The organism is Shewanella dokdonensis (assembly GCF_018394335.1).
GTDB classification, from domain to species: domain Bacteria; phylum Pseudomonadota; class Gammaproteobacteria; order Enterobacterales; family Shewanellaceae; genus Shewanella; species Shewanella dokdonensis.
In genome coordinates this window covers 3774887-3791939 of sequence record NZ_CP074572.1, presented here as the reverse complement: position 1 = coordinate 3791939, position 17053 = coordinate 3774887, and the positions used below count along the sequence as shown (strand labels likewise).

Below are 17053 nucleotides of genomic sequence, written 5' to 3'. Positions count from 1 at the left end.
AATGAAACATGGCTTATTCAATTTTCTGTCAAACACCCAATGATGCCACCCGCGAACCGATGTTTTTTGGTCAGGCTGTAAACGTGGCGCGTTATGACCAACAAAAATACGAACTATTTGAAAAACTGATTGAAAAACAGCTATCGTTCTTCTGGCGGCCGGAAGAAGTAGATGTCTCCCGCGATAAAATCGATTTTGCGCAACTGCCGGAGCATGAAAAACATATTTTCCTGTCGAACCTGAAATATCAGACACTGCTTGATTCCATCCAGGGACGCTCACCTAACGTGGCATTTCTGCCCTTGGTGTCATTGCCGGAGCTGGAAACCTGGATTGAAACCTGGTCGTTTTCAGAGACCATTCACAGTCGTTCTTACACCCACATTATTCGGAATATTGTGAATGATCCTTCCGTCGTGTTTGAAGACATAGTGGTCAATCAGGAGATCCTCAAACGAGCAACCGATATTGCCGACTATTACGACCAGTTGATCCAACTGACACAGGTGTATCATCTGCACGGGGAAGGCGTGTTTACCATTGCTGGTAAGCAATTATCGGTAACGACCCGCTCACTTAAAAAAGCCTTGTACCTGTGCATGATGTCCGTCAATGCACTAGAAGCAATCCGTTTCTACGTCAGCTTTGCCTGTTCATTTGCCTTTGCTGAACGCAGACTGATGGAGGGCAACGCCAAGATTATCCGCTTGATCGCCCGTGATGAAGCGCTGCACCTTAACGGCACGCAACACATCATCAATCTGATGCAGGCTGGGCGCGACGATCCGGAAATGGGTGAGATTGCCAAGGAATGCCATGAGCCAGGCCTATGAGCTGTTTTTTAGGGCCGCCGAGCAGGAAAAAGACTGGGCCAAGTACCTCTTTAAAGATGGTTCGATGATTGGCCTTAATGAAACCATCCTCAGCCAGTATGTGGAATATATTACCAATCAGCGGATGAAAGCCGTCAATCTGCCGCTGCCTTATCCTGAACGCAGTAACCCATTGCCGTGGATGAAAAACTGGTTGGAAAGTGATGCGGTGCAAGTCGCACCACAGGAAGTGGAAGTGTCCTCTTATCTAGTAGGACAGATTGATTCGGCCGTAGACGAACATGAGTTCTCAGACTTTGATCTTTAAAAAGCGCCCCATCGTCTTGCTGCAAGGCGAGCCGTTGTTGCTGTGGAACTGGCAGTCACAACCGCAGACATTGCTGCAAGTATTGGAAGCCAAAAAGTCAGGATATTCTCCGAATGCCGCAGTGGTTACTGCGGCTGCTGTCGCACCAAGATCCGCAGTGGTTCTGTACGTTATCTGATTGAACCTCTAGCGGAACTGGCAGCTGATGAGTGTCTGCCCTGCTGCTGTGTGCCAAATGACGATCTAGATCTTGAATTGTCCTGCAATGGCGCGGAAATGCCCTTGTTGAGAGAAAAACAGCACGCTTAAAACCAGCAGCAGGGTTTTCTACAAAGAAGACAACCCTACTTGCGAAGCTTGCCGTTATCTAAATTCGCATTGCCAACTCAGCGCCATCGCGGATCGCCCGTTTGGCATCCAGTTCCGCCGCCAGTTTCGCACCACCAATAATGTGCAGCGGTTTACCCAATTGTTGTAATGCTGGCAGCAACGTCAGATTAGATTCTTGGCCAGCACATACAACGACAGTATCAACTGGTAATACCCGAGCTTTGCCTTCAACAACAATGTGCAAGCCTTCATCATCAAAGTGTTGGTAACTCACGCCTGACAACGTTTCTACCCCATGCAATTTGAGCATTGCCCGATGGATCCAGCCAGTCGTTTTCCCTAGGGTTTTGCCCGGTGTTCCCGGTTTCCGTTGCAACAGCCACAGTTGCCGTTGTGGCAGCTCTTTGGCAGTCTCGGCTAATAGTCCACCCCGTTGTTGATAGGTGGTATCAATGCCCCAGCGTTGATACCACTTTGCCGGTTGCAGGGTTGCCGAATGCGCCTCCCCTAAAAACTGCGCCACATCAAAGCCAATGCCACCGGCACCAATAATGGCAACGTTAGCGCCAGCCTGGGCTTCACCACGTAACAACTGCTGATAACTGATCACGTGCGGACTATCAAAGCCCGGCAATTGCAGCTGTCTGGGAACCACCCCTGACGCTAATATCACTTCATCAACCTCGTGCGCTGCCAGCAACTCGGCAGAAACCGGAGTATTCAATCTAAGCTCGACCTGCCAATGCGCCAATTGATAACGGAAGTAACGCAGAGTTTCACTGAACTCCTCTTTACCGGGGATCTCTTTTGCCAGATTAAACTGGCCACCGATATCGCTGCGGGCTTCAAATAACGTTACTTGATGGCCCCGCTGCGCCGCATACACAGCAAATGCCATGCCTGCCGGGCCAGCGCCGATGACGGCCAGCTTCTTCGGTGTGTATGCTTTAACGAAATTCAATTCTTTTTCATAGGCCGCGCGGGGATTCACTAAACAGGTCGCGCGCTGTAATTTGAAGGTATGATCAAGACATGCCTGATTACAGCCAATACAGGTGTTGATCGCTTCATCCTGCATGGCTGCTGCCTTGTTGACGAACTCAGGATCTGCGAGCAATGGCCGCGCCATTGACACCATATCTGCCTGCCCACTCGCTAAAATCTGTTCAATAACTTCAGGCATATTGATACGGTTGGTGGCGATTAGCGGGATGGTGACCTCTTGTCTCAACTTGGCCGTTACCCAACTGAATGCCGCCCGCGGCACACTGGTTGCTATGGTCGGAATGCGGGCTTCATGCCAGCCAATACCCGTGTTAATCAATGTCACACCCGCCATTTCCAACCGCTTTGCCAGCAATACCACTTCTTCCCAACTGGAACCATCGTCAACCAAATCCAACATGGACAAACGGAAGATCACAATAAAATCGCGGCCAACACGTCGGCGAACCTCTTCAACAATATCGATGGCAATACGGCTGCGATTGTCAAAATTACCGCCATATTCATCGGTACGCTGGTTGGTACGACTGCAAATGAACTGATTGAGCAGATACCCTTCGGAGCCCATAATTTCTACGCCATCATATCCAGCTTTTTGTGCAAGTCTGGCACTGTTGCCAAAATCGCGGATAGTCTTGCGCACTTGTCGGGCGGACATGGCCCTAGGTGTAAATGGGGTGATGGGCGATTTAAGTTTGGACGGCGCCACAGAAAACGGATGATAGGCGTAGCGTCCCGCATGCAATAATTGCATACATATTTTACCACCAGCATCATGTACGGCGCGGGTGACGATACGATGTTTTCCCACTTGCCATGAGAAGCTCAATTGCGTGGCATTAGGGGTAAGACGGCCGCGGAAATTGGGCGAAATACCGCCCGTAACAATCAAGCCAACACCGCCCACTACCCGTTCGCGGTAAAAAGCGGCCAGCTTGTCAAAGCCGCCTTTTTCCTCCTCCAGCCCGGTGTGCATTGATCCCATCACCACCCGGTTTTTCAAGCAGGTAAATCCCAGTTCGAGAGGTTCGAGCATCCGCCGTTGTGCCGCCATGTAAATACCTTTTTCAAACAGATGTTTTAATTCAGCATAACCTGCCACCAGCACAAGCTCAAGCGTGTGGTTTTAATCCGTTAGCCGTATAAGATCATTTACAAATGTATTTAGCCCAGCGGCATAAATTCAGTTAGCATTGCCCTACTCGAAGGAATAAGGAAAGGTTATGTCCGCGAAACCTCTGACAACCAAAAATACATTGATATTGATATGGAATGTCATCAACTTTATTCGTAAGTTGGTGCTGAATCTGGTGTTTTTCCCACTCTTTTTCTTGTTGTTGATCGTGTTTGTTGTAGCACTGTTCAGTAATGATGAAGTCAAGGTAGACGATGGTTCGGCACTGGTACTCAATCTGGCTGGCCGACTGGTAGACCAGAAACAAGAGATTGACCCGATAGATGCCTTGATGAAACAACGTCAAGGCCGTGATGCTAATGGTGAACTGTTACTCAACGATGTGCTTTATACCATCGACAGTGCCGCCAATGACAAACGCATCTCCGCACTGGTACTGGACTTGGCGGATTTAGCCCCCGGCGGTATCACCAAGCTCCAGACCATTGGTCATCACCTTGAGCAGTTCAAGAAAAGCGGTAAGCCCGTTATAGCCATTGGTAACTATTACAATCAATACCAGTATCTGCTCGCAACCTATGCCGATACTATCTACCTCAACCCACAAGGCATGGTCACGGTCGAAGGTTTGAGCAGTTACCGCCAATTTTATAAATCGGCGTTAGATAAACTCAAAGTGAATACTCATGTATTCCGCGTGGGCACCTACAAATCAGCGGTGGAACCCTTTATTCGGGACGATATGTCGGATGCTGCCAAAGAAGCCAACAGCGCGTTACTGAGCGATATCTGGAATGTATACACCACCACTGCGGCCAAGAATCGAGGCATACAGCCTGCCGATTTCGGACTTGATGCTGAACATTATATGACAGCGCTGAATGCGGCAGATGATCGCTCGGCTGTCATGGCCGTCAATATGAAATGGGTTGACCAGCTTGCCACGGCCGAACAGTTCCGTCAGGCGATGATTAAACTGGTGGGCAAGGCCAGCAAAGGGCACAGTTTCAAACAAGTTGACTACTATGACTACGCGGCGTTAATGGCACCAGCGCCAACTATCATATCTCATGATGCGGTGGGGATTGTGGTAGCCAAAGGCAATATTCTTAATGGTAACCAACCGGCTGGGGCGATCGGCGGCGACAGCACGTCGGCACTACTGCGCAAAGCTCGCTTTGACAATAAGATCAAGGCCGTTGTATTACGGGTTGACAGCCCTGGCGGCAGCGCATTTGCATCAGAGCAGATCCGCCAAGAAGTGCTCGCCCTGAAAGCGGCGGGCAAACCGGTAGTCGTCAGTATGAGCAGCTTGGCCGCTTCTGGTGGTTACTGGATCTCCGCCAGCGCAGATTATATCTACGCTAACCCGGCGACTTTGACTGGTTCTATCGGCATTTTTGGTATGTTAACCACGTTTGAGGATTCGCTGGCAGCCTTAGGGATCCATACCGATGGGGTGGCCACCTCTGACTGGTCGACACTGTCGGTAACCAGGCCGCTATCTGATGGGGTCAAAGAAGTGATCCAACGCAATATAGAACGCGGTTATCTGGATTTCATCTCGTTGGTGGCGAAAGAGCGCCACATGACACTGGAACAGGTTGATAAAATCGCCCAAGGCCGTGTCTGGTCCGGTGTAAAAGCCAAGGAACTTGGTTTGGTTGATGATCTTGGCGATGAAGATGCCGCCGTTAGCAAGGCTGCCGAATTAGCTGGATTATCTAATTACGATACCCGGGTCATTGAAAAAGAGTTAACACCAGAACAGCTATTCATGCAGAAACTACTCACTAATGTTGCGGCATGGGTGCCCGCGGGTATAGCGCACACAAGTGCGGCGCAACAACTGCTGGGTCAGCTAACCTCTATCGCCGAAGAATTCGCCTCGTTCGACGATCCCAACCATGTGTACCTGTACTGCGATAGTTGCAGTTATTGAAAAATCTTCAATAAGGCCCGGTTATCCGGGCTTTATTTTTTTATTGATATAATTTAGTCCTCATTTTTAACGTACCCACAATTGCTGTTCCCGATGACTAAAAAAAATATCTATATCGCCTATACCGGCGGCACCATCGGTATGCAGAAAACCGAACACGGCTTTGCACCAGTGGCAGGCTTTCTGACAGAGTGCCTTAATTCGATGCCGGAGTTTTTCCGTGAAGAAATGCCGGCATTTGTGTTACATGAATACTCACCGCTAATCGACTCATCCAACATGTCTCCGGCACATTGGCAGATGATTGCGGATGATATTGAAGCCAATTACGACAAATACGATGGCTTCGTCATCCTGCATGGCACCGACACTATGGCCTTCACCGCTTCGGCGTTGTCGTTTATGCTGCAGAATCTGTCCAAACCCGTGATTATCACGGGCTCACAAATTCCCTTGTCAGAGCTGCGCTCCGATGGGCAGACCAATCTACTCAATGCCCTGTATATTGCCGCTAACTATCCAGTGGCAGAAGTCTGTCTGTTTTTTAATAACAAATTATTCCGTGGTAACCGCACCACCAAGGCTCATGCGGATGGGTTTGATGCCTTTGCCTCGCCCAATTTCCCATTACTGTTAGAGGCAGGCATTAAAATCCGTCTGCGCGCAGGTGCCATTACTCAGTATTCGGGCACGCCACTACAGGTGACCCATATCCATCCACAACCGATAGGAATTGTGACGCTCTATCCAGGGATTTCGAACGAAATCTTCCGCAATATTCTGCAACAACCGGTAAAAGCGCTGATCCTACTCACTTACGGCGTGGGCAATGCGCCGCAAAATCCTGAGCTGTTACAAACCCTGAAACAGGCGAATGACAGCGGCATCATACTGGTTAACCTGACACAATGCCGTCAAGGGCGGGTGAATATGGGAGGCTATGCCACAGGAAACGCTCTGGCAGAAGCTGGCTTTATCAGTGGTTTTGACATGACCACCGAAGCCGCATTAGCCAAACTGCATTATCTGTTTTCGAAAAATCTTACTGTGGCGGAAATCCGTGAAAAGATGCAGCAAAATCTCTGTGGTGAGCTGACCAACGATTAATAACATTAAAGCTGGCCAGTTTAGCGAGCCGCAATAAAATTAAGGGCGGCAGCGTGATTGTTATCAAGCGCGCTGCCGCCCTTTGGGTTTTTATAGCTCGTCTTCTTTGAATTGTGCGATGTTGTCACCGCGAAACCGTTTTTTCAGTTCGGCTTTCGACAACTCAATCACCTTACCATCGCTACCTATGGTGAAATGCTCCTGTTGCTGCAGGCGACGTTGCTGAAACAACATCACCACCTGCAAAGTGGAGTCACGCTGCTCTTCAGACAAGGCGCTACCATCTTCCCACTTACCGGTTTCCGCAGCGCTTTTCAGTCGCTCATAGACTTCAAGCGGCATTTCATCAATCACTTGCAACAGATCTGTCATAGCTGTTTCCGTTTATTCAACACAATCCGTACCCGAGTGATCAGGTAGCCTACAAAACCGAAGACAAACAATACGCCACCCACAATTGCGCGTGGCCCGCTGGCAACGTCTCCGCCCCAGAACCAGACCACAACACCCGCGATGAAAATGGTCATGGCAATGAAACTGTGTGTCATCAGCCGGGTAGATTGCTCTATCTGCTTAATGCGTCTCGCAGAAGACATATCGCCATCCAGTGCACTCTGACAATGTGGACAGATCTTCGCTTTGTCAGAGATGCGCTTGTCACATATTGGACAGGTTGTAAGTGCCATATCGATTCCTTACCGCAACTGATCAACCACGGCCAACATCGCGGTTAACGATGCTTCGCCAAGGTAAATACAACGTTCAGGAGACCAACCAACCATAGGATCAGCCAGATTGTCGTTATCTTTGAAAGGCATTTCCAAGGTATTAGATAGACAGTTGAAGGTCTGGGCGACCCAGTTGGACGCTATCGTCAGATTTGCCTTTCCTGGCGCATCTTTGCCATAACCAAACTCGGTTTGAAAATCTGGGCTCACCAATAACAAGGCCTTTTCAAACGATTCTTGCAACTGCTGTAAGCGTTCATTCCAACCAGGGACGCCGTCACAACCGGCCAGAAAGACATAAGGCAGTCCTTCATCGCCATGTACGTCATAGAACAGATCCACGCCGGTCTGTTGCATTTTGTTGACCACATAATAGACTTCTGGACTGTTTTCCAGTGACGGCGTTTGCCACTCGCGATTGAGATTCACCCCTTTGGCGTTAGTACGTAGATGACCGCGCACACTGCCGTCTGGATTCATATTGGGCACCACATAAAAGTTGGCTTTATCCAGCAACTGTTTGGACACGGGATCATCCGGATCTAACAACTTATACAAGAGCCCTTCTACAAGCCATTCCGCCATGGTTTCACCTGGATGCTGACGGGCAGTGATCCAGATGGTTTTCTTGTCATTACTGTCATCGCCAATTTTTACCAGCGTCATATCACGGCCATCTAGCGTCAATCCTAAGTGTTCCAGCGACACTTTAGGATGAACTTGCACGGCGCTGAGCAAGTCCAAATGCCGTTCGTAACTGTAAGGCGCAAAATAAGCGATCTGGATAGCATCGGCATCCAGTTCCACCGTAATACTTAGGGTACCGTGCTGATATTGGGTTGGTAATCGAAACCAATGCTGCCGATCGTAACTGGCGACTGCTTGATAGTTTTCCCAGCCCTTAGGGTAAGAAGAACTGCCAGCATTCACCACGTTAAGGGTGTAGCTATTCCCCACATCACCTTCAAAACGAAAGTTAAACCACTGATAGAATTCACCACCTTCATCCTGACGGATTGCCAGTTGGATATCATCTTTATTTTCCAGGCTTAATACCTGGATATTGCCGCCATCAAAATTGGCACTGATCCGCATAAAAATTCCTTGATTGTCAGCCGGAGAAGATAAAATCCGGCAAGCTCAAAACCGCCCTAGGATAAACCAAATTAACGGCAGATTAAATGCGTAGCCTTGCCTAGACAAGGCCATAAAAAAGGCAGCCACTGCTGCCTTTTCCGCGCAAGCTAAGGCTATTTTTGCTGGAGCATCAACTGCCGGATATATTTTACTGGCGCGCTACCATAGCTGAGGAACTGCTCGTTAAATTGTTCCAAGTTAAATTGCTTCCCTTCTTTCGCCTTGATTGCGTCACGCAGATCATAAATGGCACGGAAGCCTGCATAATAACTGGTCAATTGCACTTGGCTTAAGGTTGCCCGGCGCCATTTACCTTCCGCCTCGGCTTGTTGCTGGAATGCTTCTTGTGTCATCAGCGCCATCGCCTGCTCTTTGGTCATGCCCTTCACCTGAATGCTGTAATCCAGGATGGTGTTACAAATAACCCGCAGGTTCCATTTGTAATACATCAACCATAATTCAGGCTCAAAATTACCATAGCCCTCTTCCAGCATCATCCGCTCGGCATACACCGCCCAGCCTTCAATCATGGCACCGTTACCAAACAGGCTCTTGATTAAACTCGGTGATTTATTGGCATAGACTAACTGCGCATAATGCCCGGGGATCGCCTCATGAATATTGAGGATCTGCAACACCCAGTGGTTATATTCGCGCAGATAACTCTCAGCGGCGGCGTCAGACATGCCATCCAGCGGTGTCACGTTGTAATAGGTATTGCCGCCTTTATCATAAGGCCCAGGAGCACTCACAGAAGCCCCGGCTACATCGCCAAAATAGGCGGGAGTTTCACGCACCACCAAAGGCTTATCTTTGTCGAGTTGTACCAAGTGGTGCTCATTCACAAATTTGATCAGTTGTGGCAACTGCTTTCTGATTTCTTCGACAAAATCTTCACGTTTAACGTGGTTGACAGATAACTTGTCGATGAGCTGGCGAATGGCCTGTTTTTCATCTGTTGGTTTTGCTGTTGTGAAATATTTTGACCATAACTTGTTGGTGATATTGGCCATTTCATGTTGCACTTTATCCTTGTCTGACAAGGCTTTTTCGTACAAGGCTTTGGCTGTCATACCTGACTGAATATCATAAGCAAATTTTTGCTCATAAAGTTTTTCACCAATGCGGAAGCTTCTCGCCCCCTGCTGTTGCAACTTACCTTCGAGGGTTTGCAGAAAACTGATGTAATCGTTGATTGCCGCCTTAGCCGCACTCAATCGCTGCGCAAACAACTGCTTTTCAGCCTCCGTCAGTGCCGAAGCGGCCACTGTTTTTTGTAACTCATCCGAGAGTACAGAAAACGCCCCTTGATTTTGCACAATTGCCAGTTGTGTGTGTTCCAGTGTCGGATTGTGAATATTGGCCTTGGCCGCTGCGTAATAAGCGGGCACATTTTGCAAGCGCGCTAGTACGGAGCGTAAACGTTGCTCCTGAGGGGCATAATTCTCATTGATGATCTGAGCAAAGCCACCCGCCACATTGTAATTCGAAGGGTCCCACTGCCACGACTTAAAGTCGTTGATTTCCCATTTGCTGCTAGCAAGCTGGTTTTCGATCAAGCGATAATCAATCAGATTGGCGGGCGTTAAGGCATTGGTATCAAACGCGGTTAACAATCCTTGGTATTTGGCAATAAACGCCAGCATAGCGGTACGACTCGCCGCATCAGGCACTTCCAATACGGCATCATATTTATGATAACCACTGAACAAAGCATACGTTGGCACCTGTTGCCAAAAGTCATCGATAAACTGTTGGCTAAAACGGTGGAACTGCTGGTTTTGGTCAGTTTTTATGGCGGCAATCAGTTGATTTCCGGTGGCTTCTGGGCTGGTGGACTGACAAGCACTCAGACCGCCTAACGCCAGGGCAATGGTTAACGGCAGTAGCAGTTTTTTCATTATTATCATTCCTTCCTTGCGGTTTGTTGCGACCGAGTTAACCACGCGGCGTGATTGATTGCAGCTTTAAATCGCCATATCTCACAGTTTGTTACAGTTTTACGCCGACTCACTTCAGCGGAGAATAAACCGTGGACTTGTCGATGCACCAACCTCGGCCTTTACCATCTGCGGTTTGAGGCTGAGGGAATCCCGTCAACAGTTGATTATTGGCCATATGCTGTATCACCAGTGGCTTAGGTTGGGTTTTATCATCCCAATACAGGGTAAACATGATGGCTTCGGAGCCGTCACATGTCTGCAAGTGCGCATCAGCAACTTCAGCATAAGCACTGCCGTGGTATTCACTGATGGTTGGCGCCTGACACTGGGTATTGTCATACAAGCTCGCATTACTGCGATAAGTGTCTTTACCGAACTCCATAATGAATTCCTTGCTCTTATCGCCGTCCACAATACAACCGCTGCTCCAGCTCCCCGATAACGGTAGTTGTTTTGCCCGCTGATGCTGCCAACCAAATAATCCAAGAATAACTAAACCAATCACAATCAGGGCGGTAACAATGGTTTTTGACATCTATTGACTCCAGTAACGGGCGGTAAAAATAAGCCGCTGTGACAATACCACAGATTGATTTAGACTGAGCACATAAGAGTGAATTATCTTTTGTCTATAGATCAGCAAGATAACTATTAAACGGAATTATTATGACCGATATCGATTTTTCGCGGCGCATCACCTTGTCTCGCCCTTATAACAGCCAGCATAACAGCACAGGCGAACGAGAAACCTTGCAACGCGCCTACGAAAGCGATCGTGGCCGAATTATTAACTCCGCGGCCATCCGGCGGTTACAGCAAAAAACGCAGGTGTTTCCCCTTGAGCGCAATGCGGCGGTACGCAGCCGATTAACCCATTCCCTTGAAGTACAACAAACCGGGCGTTTTATCGTACAGAAAATCTTTGAGTGCTTAACCCAACAAGGAACTGAGCTGACCGCCTTTGGCCTTGATGGCATGGCAAGACCGCTAGAAACACTGGTTGAAATGGCGTGTTTGATGCACGATGTGGGCAACCCACCATTTGGGCATTTTGGTGAGGCGGCTATCAGCGATTGGTTTAATCAGCATGTCTCGCAGATAGCGCCCGCCGATTTCCAATTACAGCAAGATCTCTGCCGTGATATCTGTCAGTTCGAAGGCAACGCTCAAGGACTGCGACTGATGCATACTTTGCTCGGACTTAATCTGACCTACAGTCAACTCGCCGGGATCTTCAAGTACACCCGCTGTGGCACCCAGCCCAAAGCCGAACGTCCAGCCGATAAATCCTACTTGATGAAAAAGTTGGCTACTATGCCAGTGAACGCACTGTGGTTGCCGATATGTGTCAAGCATTAGCCATGGCACCCGGCAACCGACATCCAGTAAGCTACATTATGGAAGCTGCCGATGATATCTCCTACTGCCTTGCCGATATTGAAGATGCCGTGGAGAAAGATGTTATCTCACTGGAGCAACTGCAACGACAACTGCTGGCAGAGTATCAACATCAGTGTCAACAAATGTCACTGCCCGAGCAGCATCTGCCGCTCATGAAAAATGCGATTCAGTATGCCACTGTCGCCGCCGCTAAAAGTGCCATTAATCCCCAGAGCCAGTTTTTTACTTTCTTGCGCGTCAAACTCATCCATCCATTGGTGGATCATGCCGCACGGCGCTTTGTGGATAACCTCGCGGCCGTCTTTCGCGGCGATCTTAATCAACCACTACTGGAAGATGAGGGTTACCAACATGCGATCACCGAAACTTTAAAACAGGTAGCCATACGTAAGGTATTCAATCATAAAGAAGTAGAACAAATGGAGCTCAGAGGCTACCGCATTGTGACTACGCTGCTGGATTGTTATCGGCCGTTACTGTGTTTACCAGAAACGCCATTCGCGGCGCTACTGGAAGGCAAAGGCCAGCAATATTTAATTGAATATCGATTACTGAAGCGGCTACCGCTCAAACATCTGGCGACCTATAAACGCGCCATTGCCGCAGGGCAGTTACCGGAATTTTACCACCGTTGCCGCCTGATACAGGATTATATCAGCGGCATGACGGACGAATACGCACTCGATGAATATCGGTTGATGATGGCGCTAGACTAAGTATTGGATCAGCTACGGCGAATACGCACAACTCGCATGGTTTCCATTTCAAACCCGGCAACCAATGTAGTTTGCGGATAATAGTCCAACGTCACTTGGGCGCCTTTCAAACTGCGATATTTTTTGGGGCGACGGAAACGAAATGGGGTTTCATAGTTTTTAAGCATCAAGGTGTGTTGCACCCATTCCCCTTCATCGCGCTGGGTATGTGACAGCACAGTACAACGTTCAGTGTGGATTAATGCAGGATGCTCCTGGGAAAAGTCAGAAACGCTCATTTTTACTTTACCTCCCGAATCTATTTTTCTGACATCTATTCAGGTCCTTGGTGGGCCTGCCACTTTTGCCAAATTGGCATCCGTGAGCCAAATACCAACGGCAAACAACACCCCATAACCTGAAAACAGGGGAACATAATATTGAAACCGGGAAGGCTCTAACGGTGTGGCCGCAGCACGGAGATTATCTCGACAACGACCAAATCAGATTGGTTATTGTAGCAAATTTAACCAGCGATGGCTCGGTAGCTGCTAATTTTATTGATAATTAAGTATATCCTTATGATTAGCGGCCGCTTTTTCCTCTTAGCAAAACGGCTCACACCTTTAAAATAGGATGGATTTGTTGTTGCCATGTTATTCGCCAGCGCGCCACTATCGTCGAGCGAGGGTTAACGAGAGAGTAAGCTTAAAGGCATCGGAGGATGCCATACCCATTGCAGGTTTTCTTCTTGGATAATAGGTTCACAGCAGGCCGCGCAATAAAGTTACCAGGCGAGATGTCTACCGTGATAATCAAAAAATTTACCGCTGTCTTGCGGCGTCAACTGCGCCAAACATGACTGAATCCCCTGAGCCGAGACATTTGCATCAATCAAACCATGCGGTCCGCCCATGTCGGTGCGCACCCAACCAGGATGGATAACGACGGCGGTAATCCCATCGGCGGCAAGATCCAGAGCTAGACTCTTGGTCACCGCATTGAGTGCCGCTTTAGAAGAGCGGTAAAGATAACTGCCACCACTCTGATTATCCTCAATACTGCCCATACTTGAACTAATACAAGCAACAGTTCCCTTGGCCGCACGCAATTGCGGTAAAAATGCCTCGGTCACTTTAAGTGGGGCGATGGTATTAATCTCCAGCACCTTACGCCATTCCTCTACCGGGATATCACCCAGCAATACCGCATTAGGGCCGTAGTAACCGGCATTATTGATCAATAAATCAATGGGCCGATCGCTGAGTTCCTGTGCCAAGTCAGCCAGGCCATCGTAATCAGTAACATCTAACTGATAAACTTCCAATCCTGGATTATCACTGATCAAATAGAGTAAGTCGTCGGCCTGGGAAGGATCGCGACAACAGGCAACGACATCCCAGCCTGAAGCCAGATAGAGTTCGGTTAAGGCTAAGCCAATGCCGCGATTAGCGCCGGTGATCAACAGTTGTGGCATAGTTTCTCCTGTAGCGATGCCAACGGCTGTCGCTGATATTGCCGGTCCATGAATGCTAGTACATTGTGTGATAACGAGAACATCCCGGTCAACCGCTGGGTTCCTGCTACTCGTACAATAATTGCAGCAGCGTGAAGTGGTTGGCATTCACTGGGCTAACATGTGTCCAAGCAGACTAAAATACTCGCGCATCGCCTCAAAAATCTGTGGTAAATCGGTATCATCCGGGTACACGCCACGGGCATATGCCGCCCCCGTGCGAGTCCCCGAAACTAAATACTGATTACGAACACTAGCGCAATGTTCAATGGCACTTTCAAATGCTCGCGCCATCAACTCTGTTGGCTGGGAAAAATAGTAGACACCTTGTGTCTTATCTAGCGCAATTGCCCGAGACACATAGCGACTGGCATCGGAACCATCAGCATTCAATAACACTAGCCGAAATAGTGCTGCCAACGCCTGATTAAGGGGATGTGATTTTAACGGCAGCTCTTGCAACCAGAGTTCGCTGGCAAAACTTATTGCGGGGATAACGGCACTGCTCTTAAACGCCACCAAGGCGAGATGGTGATCCAATGCATGCCAGAATTCGTGGGCTAAGGCACCTGCCCCAGCATTTTTGGCAAGGGCCAAGGTTCGACTGCCTGGCGCATAATGCGCCTGCACGCCCTTGCGCCCACCAATACCGAAATCCAGATTAAGTGACTGCCGTAAACCAAGGGTTATCGGAGGAACATTCACAATAAAGGCTAAATCTGCCAACGAATCAAACACCAGATTGGCGGCAATTGCTGACTCGGCATCAGACACCCAGCGGCCGACTCTGGTTGCTGCAAAACCAAAGGTATCACGCACATCCAGAAAACTTTGCTGTTCGCCAAAACGGTAATCGGGCCCTTGGCGAATATAATGACTGTTGGCTAACAACGGCACATGGCCTCAAAGAGTAAACGCATAGTATCTATGATGACATAGCCAGCGCGGCAGCGAAAAGCCCTGACGACCTGTTCATTACCGCGCCAAAATCTAGCGTGCAAATCGTTGCACAACGTCCAATAAATTCCCTGCAATCTGCTTTAGATTATGGATCCGCGAAGAGGCACCTTTGGCATCCTCTTGACTGCTGTGAGCCATGACAGAAATATTGTGGATCTGTTGATTAATATCTTCTGATACATGCGCTTGTTCTTCAGCAGCGGCTGCCATTTGCACCGCCATTTTAGAAATATTATTTAATTCAGTCGCAATACCGCAGAGCAGGCTTTCACTGTCTTTTACGCGATCCAAGCCCACCTGCGCTTTCCCTTGGCCTTGCTGGGCAACGGTGACGGCAACGTCTGCGCGCTCAGCAAGCTCTTTGATAATACCGTGGATCTCCTTAGTCGATTCCTGCGTCCGACTGGCCAATGAACGTACTTCATCAGCCACCACCGCAAAACCGCGCCCTTGCTCACCCGCCCTCGCCGCTTCAATAGCAGCATTTAAGGCGAGCAGATTAGTTTGCTCTGCAATCTGTTGGATCATCTGCGCAACGGAGGCAATTTTATCCGTTTGCTCTGACACGCTAGCAACCGAACCGGAAATGTTATCAACGGCAACCCGTAATTCTTCAATGGCTTCACTGGTTTTAACGGCTACCGCTTGGGCTTCCCCGGCAAGTGTGGTGGATTTTCTTACCCGTTCAGTCGTGTCTGAAACATGGCGAGACACTTCGGTAATCGTAGTGGTCATCTGGTTCATGGCCGTTGCCACTTGCTCAGTTTCCTGGTGTTGTCTGCCAAGCGTTTGCTCTGAACGTTCGGTCAGATTCACTGAAGCATCGGTTTCATTTACCATGCGCGTGGCAGCATGTTCCATTCGCGTCAAAACGGTATTGAGATGCGCTCGCTCACTGAGAATCGCTACCTTAATAGCTCCAAGGGTATTACGCTGATCCGTATAGCTTTGTACCGCCAGCGGATCTCTGAAACTACCGTCGAGCATGTCCATCAGGTTGTTGTAGATCTGTTTTTTAGACACATTGACGAGAACAGCATAAATAATGAAAGACAGGGTCAACAAAGATTCTGAGAAACTGCTATGCCCAGCCAAATATAACAAGGTACAAACGGTAATTGCCGCAGAGATAAACATATTCTCAACACCCAGTAAGCGCTGAGACTTTAGCCCCTTACCCGCATTCAAACGCCGATACAAGGTGTTGCAACGTTCAATATCCTGAGGCTTAGCCTTGGTTCTTACTGACTGAAAACCAACAACTTTTCCGTTATCCGTCATGGGCGTAACATATGCGTTAACCCAGTAAAAATCACCATTTTTACAGCGGTTTTTGACAATCCCCATCCATGGTTTGCCCTGCTTGAGATAATCCCACATATTACGGAATGCTTCCGGCGGCATATCGGGATGACGGACAAGGTTATGTGGCTGGCCAATAAGTTCTTCTCGGGTATAGCCACTGATATCGATAAATGCTTCATTACATTCGGTAATGACGCCAGTAAGGTCGGTGACCGATATCAGTTTTTGCTGTTCACTGAAGGTACGCTCTCGGTCATTAACAGGTAAGTTTTTTCGCATAGAGGTTTCAATCCCTTGAACTCCACAGAGGGAATCCATTAATTCGCGCTGACTCAGGTATCATAAGTATTAGCCAACTTTCGTGACCTTCAACTTTTTATAGAAAATCATTTTAATTTTATATTGTTCAAAAGATTACCAAGCAAACAGACGGCAATTTATCGCACCATTTGGTAATCTTTTGCTAATGTAGAATATTCTGTAACGCCTACCTAACAAAAAATTGATACTGTAGAACCAATTGATTAAATACTGAGCAAAGCACTATTTATAATAGCGGATAGCCATCTCAACCACCGGTAAAGCAGCAGGATCATGCCGGGGATATCGAGCTTAACCACTTGCCAACGATAAATATCGTTTCTCACACTGCCTGAGCGACATCTTTATAATGCTTGTGGGTCGCTACACCAGCAGAATTTGACTTTTG

The 17053-nt window shown here is 48.4% G+C and carries 12 protein-coding genes and 3 pseudogenes; 5 read left to right on the top strand and 10 right to left on the bottom strand.

The window, feature by feature from the left end; translation table 11 throughout:
- Positions 1-8: 8 nt before the first annotated feature.
- Together nrdB and yfaE are read left to right on the top strand one after the other, a co-directional pair.
- A pseudogene (gene nrdB / locus KHX94_RS18195) lies at positions 9-1140 on the top strand (class Ia ribonucleoside-diphosphate reductase subunit beta).
- Positions 1115-1449: pseudogene (gene yfaE, locus KHX94_RS18190) on the top strand (class I ribonucleotide reductase maintenance protein YfaE). Before nrdB ends, yfaE begins: the two co-directional pseudogenes overlap by 26 nt.
- Before the next feature lie 58 nt (positions 1450-1507).
- Here the strand turns inward: yfaE and KHX94_RS18185 are convergent.
- On the bottom strand, positions 1508-3511 hold the full coding sequence (locus KHX94_RS18185; protein WP_213683513.1) for an NADPH-dependent 2,4-dienoyl-CoA reductase: 2004 nt from the start codon (positions 3509-3511) through the stop codon (positions 1508-1510).
- A 187-nt stretch (positions 3512-3698) separates the two neighbouring features.
- On the opposite strand from KHX94_RS18185, the gene sppA reads away from it, so the two are divergent.
- Both sppA and ansA read left to right on the top strand, forming a co-directional pair.
- Positions 3699-5552, top strand: coding sequence for a signal peptide peptidase SppA (gene sppA, locus KHX94_RS18180; RefSeq protein WP_213681668.1), 1854 nt, complete (start codon positions 3699-3701; stop codon positions 5550-5552).
- 93 nt (positions 5553-5645) lie between these two features.
- Positions 5646-6659 carry an asparaginase gene (ansA, locus tag KHX94_RS18175; RefSeq protein ID WP_213681667.1) on the top strand — a complete coding sequence of 338 codons (1014 nt, stop codon included), beginning with the start codon at positions 5646-5648 and terminating at the stop codon, positions 6657-6659.
- A gap of 90 nt (positions 6660-6749) precedes the next feature.
- On the opposite strand, the gene KHX94_RS18170 is transcribed toward ansA, so the two are convergent.
- The 5 genes from KHX94_RS18170 to KHX94_RS18150 all read right to left on the bottom strand — a co-directional run bounded on the left by KHX94_RS18170 (position 6750) and on the right by KHX94_RS18150 (position 11002).
- Entirely contained in the window at positions 6750-7031 is a 282-nt protein-coding gene (locus tag KHX94_RS18170) for a DUF1315 family protein (protein ID WP_213681666.1), read from the bottom strand.
- On the bottom strand, positions 7028-7345 hold the full coding sequence (locus KHX94_RS18165) for a zinc ribbon domain-containing protein (RefSeq protein ID WP_213681665.1): 318 nt from the start codon (positions 7343-7345) through the stop codon (positions 7028-7030). Before KHX94_RS18165 ends, KHX94_RS18170 begins: the two co-directional genes overlap by 4 nt.
- 9 nt (positions 7346-7354) lie before the next feature.
- Positions 7355-8482 carry a M14 family metallopeptidase gene (locus KHX94_RS18160; RefSeq protein ID WP_213681664.1) on the bottom strand — a complete coding sequence of 376 codons (1128 nt, stop codon included), beginning with the start codon at positions 8480-8482 and terminating at the stop codon, positions 7355-7357.
- Positions 8483-8637: 155 nt separating this feature from the next.
- The gene (locus tag KHX94_RS18155) at positions 8638-10425 is read right to left on the bottom strand and encodes a DUF885 domain-containing protein (RefSeq protein WP_213681663.1); all 1788 of its coding nucleotides are present in this window, start codon (positions 10423-10425) and stop codon (positions 8638-8640) included.
- 109 nt (positions 10426-10534) lie between these two features.
- Positions 10535-11002, bottom strand: a complete 468-nt coding sequence (locus KHX94_RS18150) for a hypothetical protein (RefSeq protein ID WP_213681662.1) — start codon at positions 11000-11002, stop codon at positions 10535-10537.
- A 131-nt stretch (positions 11003-11133) separates the two neighbouring features.
- On the opposite strand from KHX94_RS18150, the pseudogene dgt reads away from it, so the two are divergent.
- Positions 11134-12584: pseudogene (dgt, locus tag KHX94_RS18145) on the top strand (dGTPase).
- Positions 12585-12592: 8 nt separating this feature from the next.
- Here dgt and KHX94_RS18140 read toward each other — a convergent pair.
- The 4 genes from KHX94_RS18140 to KHX94_RS18125 all read right to left on the bottom strand — a co-directional run bounded on the left by KHX94_RS18140 (position 12593) and on the right by KHX94_RS18125 (position 16623).
- A complete protein-coding gene (locus KHX94_RS18140; protein WP_213681661.1) occupies positions 12593-12862 on the bottom strand; it encodes a hypothetical protein in 270 nt (89 codons plus the stop codon).
- Positions 12863-13350: 488 nt separating this feature from the next.
- Complete coding sequence (locus KHX94_RS18135) at positions 13351-14040, bottom strand: SDR family oxidoreductase (protein ID WP_213681660.1); 690 nt, start codon at positions 14038-14040, stop codon at positions 13351-13353.
- Between the two features lie 147 nt (positions 14041-14187).
- Positions 14188-14970 carry a CLCA_X family protein gene (locus KHX94_RS18130; RefSeq protein ID WP_213683512.1) on the bottom strand — a complete coding sequence of 261 codons (783 nt, stop codon included), beginning with the start codon at positions 14968-14970 and terminating at the stop codon, positions 14188-14190.
- Between the two features lie 99 nt (positions 14971-15069).
- The gene (locus KHX94_RS18125) at positions 15070-16623 is read right to left on the bottom strand and encodes a methyl-accepting chemotaxis protein (RefSeq protein WP_213681659.1); all 1554 of its coding nucleotides are present in this window, start codon (positions 16621-16623) and stop codon (positions 15070-15072) included.
- Positions 16624-17053: the final 430 nt, after the last annotated feature.